This is a genomic window from Candidatus Kaelpia imicola (genome assembly GCA_030765505.1).
Lineage (GTDB): Bacteria > Omnitrophota > Gorgyraeia > Kaelpiales > Kaelpiaceae > Kaelpia > Kaelpia imicola.
In genome coordinates this window covers 71,143-77,481 of the sequence record JAVCCL010000001.1, presented here as the reverse complement: position 1 = coordinate 77,481, position 6,339 = coordinate 71,143, and the positions used below count along the sequence as shown (strand labels likewise).

At 37.8% G+C, this 6,339-nt stretch carries 6 protein-coding genes and 2 tRNA genes; all 8 read right to left on the bottom strand.

Going from position 1 to position 6,339, the window contains the following annotated elements:
• Positions 1 to 25: 25 nt before the first annotated feature.
• Positions 26 to 196: a hypothetical protein gene (locus tag P9L98_00410; GenBank protein MDP8215773.1), complete on the bottom strand. Its 171-nt coding sequence runs from the start codon at positions 194 to 196 to the stop codon at positions 26 to 28.
• Between the two features lie 293 nt (positions 197 to 489).
• A tRNA-His gene (locus tag P9L98_00405) sits at positions 490 to 565 on the bottom strand.
• Between the two features lie 17 nt (positions 566 to 582).
• Positions 583 to 656, bottom strand: a tRNA-Arg gene (locus tag P9L98_00400).
• A 149-nt stretch (positions 657 to 805) separates the two neighbouring features.
• Positions 806 to 2,284: a M20/M25/M40 family metallo-hydrolase gene (locus tag P9L98_00395; protein ID MDP8215772.1), complete on the bottom strand. Its 1,479-nt coding sequence runs from the start codon at positions 2,282 to 2,284 to the stop codon at positions 806 to 808.
• 175 nt (positions 2,285 to 2,459) lie between these two features.
• Positions 2,460 to 2,753: a hypothetical protein gene (locus P9L98_00390; protein MDP8215771.1), complete on the bottom strand. Its 294-nt coding sequence runs from the start codon at positions 2,751 to 2,753 to the stop codon at positions 2,460 to 2,462.
• 54 nt (positions 2,754 to 2,807) lie between these two features.
• Positions 2,808 to 3,572: an IS21-like element helper ATPase IstB gene (gene istB, locus P9L98_00385; protein MDP8215770.1), complete on the bottom strand. Its 765-nt coding sequence runs from the start codon at positions 3,570 to 3,572 to the stop codon at positions 2,808 to 2,810.
• Entirely contained in the window at positions 3,565 to 5,016 is a 1,452-nt protein-coding gene (gene istA, locus P9L98_00380; protein ID MDP8215769.1) for an IS21 family transposase, read from the bottom strand. The genes istB and istA overlap by 8 nt, the downstream gene beginning before the upstream one ends.
• Positions 5,017 to 5,099: 83 nt before the next feature.
• On the bottom strand, positions 5,100 to 6,338 hold the full coding sequence (locus P9L98_00375) for an IS66 family transposase (protein ID MDP8215768.1): 1,239 nt from the start codon (positions 6,336 to 6,338) through the stop codon (positions 5,100 to 5,102).
• Position 6,339 lies beyond the last annotated feature (1 nt).

Here is a 6,339-nt window from a genome sequence, read left to right as displayed (position 1 = left end):
TACATATTTTAAAAGATTACTTATTTTATTCAACTTCAACATCCAACATAAGCAAATATTCATATTTCTTTGGATGATTATTTACATACTGTTCAAAAGCTTTCTCTCCAATTACCTTTTTTAATACACCCACTTTACTCTTGCCACTACTATCATCATAATCCCCTTCCATAGCAGCAATAGTCTCAAATAGCATGCTTAAATTCTCACCTTATAACAAAAAACAACCCTCTCTTGGGTTGCCAGCATTAAATCACCAATTTTTGTCTTTCCACTACATTGTGGCATAGAGATACATTACGACTATGCACCTGCTACTTCAAGCAAAAAACTAATTGCTCTCGGTGTCCAAATAGTGTCCATCTGGTGTCCAAAAACATACAAATAGATACAAAGAGATACAAAAATGAAATCATAAAGAAGGCTTCCTCCTTTTTCTCTTCCTCTTTGATTTTATTGACTTTCCCTCACCTTTAGGGGGTTTATAGGTGGGGCGAGCGACGGGATTTGAACCCGCGACAACTTGAGCCACAGTCAAGCGCTCTGCCAACTGAGCTACGCCCGCCATAATTTAATGCTATATACGCCTGGAGGGAATCGAACCCCCAACCCTCTGCTTAGAAGGCAGATGCTCTGTCCGATTGAGCTACAGGCGCATGGTAATTTAATAACATAAAGAGAGATGAAATTCAATCTTATACTATTAAATTAAAACTGCAACTGCCTTAGGCTATCGGATGTCAACAGGATTAGCTAGTCCAGAAATCACAGTAATGATAAGTTTAGCCACTTCTTCCATATAAGATTAGTCTAAATTCTCTACTCTATCATCTGCAGAATGAATTATACTCTCAATAATATTATCATATCTTCCTTCAGCCATGATTGCACTATAAAAACCTCTGCTTATATAAGAAGTTTCCAAAATATTAGGGTCATTCCAAAAGCTGTCCTGATCGCTCCAACCTTCATCAATTATGCTTGTGGTTATTTCAAGGTCGGAATAAAAATCATTAGCAATGCCTGCAACGGTTTCTAAAAATATTTCTGATGAATTGTTGCCATATAATGATAGCACCTCTGATGAAACACCTACGCAATCTAAATTTATTGCACCGATTATCTCTTCACCCTCTATTAGATTATGGCGCACATATGCCTGGCTTCCATAACTCCCTATTTCCTCAGCATCAAATAAAACAATTTCAACCGTATAATCCAATAAAATTTTAGAATCTTTTAAAGCACGTATTACTTCCAATGCTATTGCTACACCACTGGCATTATCATTTGCCCCAGGGGCTATACCTCCATCTGAATGATTTATAGAATCATAATGGGCGCAGATAACTATTTTTTTCTCCGGATAAGTTTCTCCTGGAATAACAGCTACTATATTCTCAAAAGGCGGAGAAATTTCTCCAAAGATGTTATTTACATATAGAGCAAGGTCTAATTTTACATCGATGCCTAAATCGCTTAGATACTCCCATAAATAATCAATTGTATTTTCATATTGATCGCTGATGTCAGATTGTAATGATGGAATATTACTGTCGACGGTTCTTATGTCTTGGATGACTTCTGTATGAAGTTTTATATTATCTCCTGATATCAAATTAGATATTTCTGGTAAAATTCCTTTGTCACTTTCCGTAAACAAAGGCCTTGCAAACTCAGAAGCTTCAAAAGCAAAAAACTGAGAAAGCTCGACGCCTTCTTTTTGCATATATAGCAAGCTATCGTTTGCAAATTTAGCTATATCTTCATACTGTGTTGTGAGGAATATATTTTCTAATGCAATAGGAATTTTTTCAATAAGCTCTTCATTTGTTGTGTTATCAATACAAAAATTTCTGAGACCTAAAATAATATTTTTTCCATTTTCAGAAGTAAAATTTAAAGAATATTCCAACAAATCTTGATTCAACAATTCTACAAGTCTTAATGCAGAATCAATTCGTTCATTGACTGGTTGAAAATCACTAATCATTATATCCAAATGTTTCAGGGCTTCGATCTGCAGGCTGTTTATCCATATGTCAGAAACCATTGTGGATGAACCTTGCAGGGCGTTATCAGCATCTTCTGATTCCACAGAATTGGGATAGGACAAATTGTTTTGATTGGAGTTTGGAATAAAAATTGAATCAATTTTCCCAAATGGCTTTTTATTTCCTTGAGGAACAAAACTTGCTTCAAGCGTAGAGCTTATAAAAGAAATAAATAGAAACAGTGGCATCACATATAATAGCAATATAAAATTTTTACCTCTTATCTTCATATCTATATTTATACCACTTATTAAACTATTTTACAAACTGAGTACAAAAATAACATCTGAATTGTAACAGTTCAGCTATCCGCAGAGAATAACTCAGCTCTCTTTGCAGCTCCAAAGTTTCGGGGGAAGCAATCTTATCCTGGTTTAACCTAAATTACAAAAATAATGATAATGTTTAAGGAGGGGCTGCTGTAGTTAACTGCATATCTTTGGTCTTAGGCGGTAGTGAAAATACCTTCTGCAGTATTGAAATATCATGGTAAGCAGGCGTCAGTTTTTCAAAGGCAGGTTTTAAGATAGACAGCTTGTCAGTGCAGAGCAATATTTTCTCAAAAGTTTTTATGGGGTCTAATCCGTTCAATTTTGCTGTCTGCAGTATGCTCATGAGGATACTGTGGTTTTCTGCTCCTCTGCATGACCTATTCTGGAATGTGATCTTTCTAAATATCACATCAGTGATGGACGTCAACTATTTTTTCCCTTCAACGACAATTATTTTTCCCGATGCCTGAGTTAAAAAAAATTACCTCCTTTCTTGAATTTTCCGGTTTTTAGCCATAGCCATACGATAACTCGGTATATTGAGTTCAAGGATAATGCTATGATGCACGATACGGTCAATAGCCGCAGCAGTCATTACAGGGTCCTTGAATATTTTTTCCCATTTGGAAAAAGGCAGATTGCTGGTAATCATAACGCTGCCTTGCTCATAGCGTTGGGCCAAAAGCGTAAATAATACTTCCATTTCTTCTTTAGCCTGATGTACATAACCGATATCGTCAATAATAATAGCGTGATAATGGTTTAGTTTTTTAAATAGCTTCGGCAGTTTCAAATCACGTTTAGCTGCCAGCAATTCCTGTAACAGCAGGGCACAAGTAATAAAATAAACTCGTTTATCCTGCCGAATAAGCTCTTGGCCTACAGCACAAATTAAATGAGTTTTTCCACTGCCGGGATTGCCAAATATCAGAATGTTTTCGCTATAGTCAAGGAATCTGCCTTCCAGAAGTACATTTAGCTGCTGTCTGACCTTATTTGGCAGGCGTTTTAGTTCAAAGGTGTCTAAACTTTTCTCAAGAGGCAAGCCGGATTGGCGTAATAGACGTTCTATACGCTTAGCTCTTCTGGTTTCGCTTTCCTCTTGAACTACGCTTAACAGATATTCTTCATATCCCCAGATATCTTTACGTGCCTTCTGAGCGATATCAGAATAACGTTTCCGAGTTGTGGTCAAACGTAACTCGTCTAAATAACCGTGTAACCGGGATTGTGTGCTTTTATCCATAAACAGTTACCTCCTCTCTAATGTTTAAAAGTTCATCGTAAATTTTTAGAGAGACATCGTCTATGACTATGTCAGTAACCAGAGGTATTTTATTCTCTCTAATTACTGCCTGCCGCATGTTTTCAGCTGAGAGAGGCTGTTCTTGAGATAAAAGATGCCGTATAGCTGACTCTGTACGGGTTTCTCCTTCTTTATGAGCCATATAAAGTACAGCTACATATTCTTTATTGGCTCTAAGAGGATTCTCACGCTTCAAATAATCGTATGCCATCCTAAAATAGCTCGAAGGGAACATTTCTGACTTATAACGATAGTTTTCAAACGCTCCCGGTTTGCGTACCAGCCAATCTATGATATGCCGGTAGTATATACGGTATTTGCCTTCTCCCCGCAGGCGGGGGATATGTTCTACCTTACGCTGAGCATACCAGACTTCCAAATAATCCACATAAATTTTAACTATAACTCTTTCGCCGATCAACCGGCTATGGACAGAATAGGTGTTATGTTGGACATGAATGGTGCTTGAAGGGCTTACTGTAACCTCCAAAGGCTTATAGTCATCTAATTTCCTTGCAGGAAGACGCCGCAGCACAGTGAGTTCTTCTTCTAATCTCTTTTGCCGTCCGGCATTCAGCTGCTCAAATATTCTACGCAGGAATTGTTTATATTCCTGTCGTGAATTAAAATCACGGCTGCCGCGTAACATTAATGCCTGACTTACGGCTTTTTTAAACCGGTAATGCCGCTGTTCTACATCGCCGTTTTCATTAGCCCGGGCAGGATTAGTACGTTCAGGCTCAACTCTATAATGACGTAACAAAGATTTATACCTTTTGGTAAATTTCTCCGGATTACAGTCTTTATTTACCGCTGAACTCATTCGGTCAGTACGATGTTTTTTAGTTGCTCCGCCTAATTCCCAAACCGCGTTTTGGTATCCAGCAGATAAGCTTTCAAAACTTTCGGAAAAACATACTGTACCAGTTTCCCAATTTGAATAGGTTAATACAAAATGGTAAAGTAAATGCTCAAACAGTTCTCTTTGAATAGTTATCCCTAATTTTTCCATATGTGTAAAATCAGACTCTGATAATTCTCCCGGTCGGTGTACCTGAGGGAAAAATACTTCTTTGGCCGGTCCTTCAGTGGCCCGCCAGTATTTTACTCTGCGTTGAAGCGTTCGTAACTGGCCATCTTGATATTCGCCTATCTTCTCTCGCTGTAAATACTCAAAGATTGTTTTAGCTTCCAAGCCGGGATTAGCTTTTAGAAGTTCCTTTATTTGCTTCCAGTCTGCCTCAAACGAATCTTGACGTGTTTGCCAGTTATGATTCTTCCCGATTTCACTAGGCAGTTTGCCTATTCTTACGTATTTTCGAGCAGTCTTTTCGTCCATGCCAGCCTTAGCCGCTGCTATTGCTTTAGTTCTTTCGCTTTTCATGAGTAACAACAACCTCCTTACCTGTTGATCGGTAACCATTTAGACCTCCTTATCTTTAGTCTAAATAGATTACCATCTCCAGCCTATTTTTCGGGAATTTCAATTGTCGTTGGCCGGTAATTATAATTGTCGCTCATCACATCAGGCCTTATCTGCTGTTCGGCATGATTATTATGATAATCTATATCTTTTTCATATAAGAAGGTAAACAGTTCATCTTTATGGCGATTAAGCCTTTTAACAAATCTCTGCAATATTCTTTTGTTGGGATTTGGGAAGCAGAAGTCTTTCAACCTTTGGGTGATCAAGATCCTTTTTCGATAGTAATCCTGATCCCATTCTCTATCTCTGTATTCTTCGTATAATTTTATGGCATCTTCAAATACCTTCTTAAGCCTCCTGCAGTATCTTAGAACCTCTTTATCGTCATGCCAATACTCGATTACTTTCTTCAAATCTCTTAAGATATGAACAAGACAGCGTTGTTTCCCTTTAGCAGCAATCTTATTATATGCAGATAAAAAATCCGATATTATTATGCCGTCATATTCCCTGCCTACAATATCCTCAACAACCTTCTGTCCGCGGCTTCTGTCTATGTGAGTTAGAGATATCTTTTTATTGGAGAACTTCCAGAGCCAGTGCTTCTCTCCTTCTACCTTCCAGCCTGTCTCATCGGCGTGTATAAAGCTGCCTTGTTTCAATGCCTTCTGCAGCTTCTTATATATCGGAAACGCCTCTCGTTTCAGCTGGTCTCTAAAACCCGATAAAGAAGAGTCTGCTATTCTTAAATTGAACATCTTCTGGAATATATTTTTAATATCTCTATCAGATACCTTGACTGCGTATTTCAAAAAGACTGCCCATGACTTTGCTGTTGGGCCTATATAGCTTTTAGGGAGTTCAGCTCTGCCTTTACCGACGACTATTTTCTTACAATTCCTGCAGTAATATTTGTGTTTACGGTAAAGTGTTGCCTGGACTATAGGTATCAGAATATCTTCCTGTAGGTGTTCTTCTATAGCTTTACATTCTGTTATCTCAATAGAACCGCACTCTGGACACTTATCTATCTTTACTTCTTCGATTCTATCTATTCTTTGAGGCTTCTTCCTGAACCAGCCTATATGACCAAACAAACCGCCTTTTTTCTTAGGCTGAAGTTTGGGTCCTCCATGGTCAGGCGGTTTTTCCTTATTGGATTTGTATCTTTTGGATTTGAACTCTTCCAATTCAAATCTTAGATATGCATTCTCTTCTTTTAGTCTTTTATTCTCTTCTTCAAGTTCTAAGAGCCTTTTGTAAAGATTCTTTTTACTCATC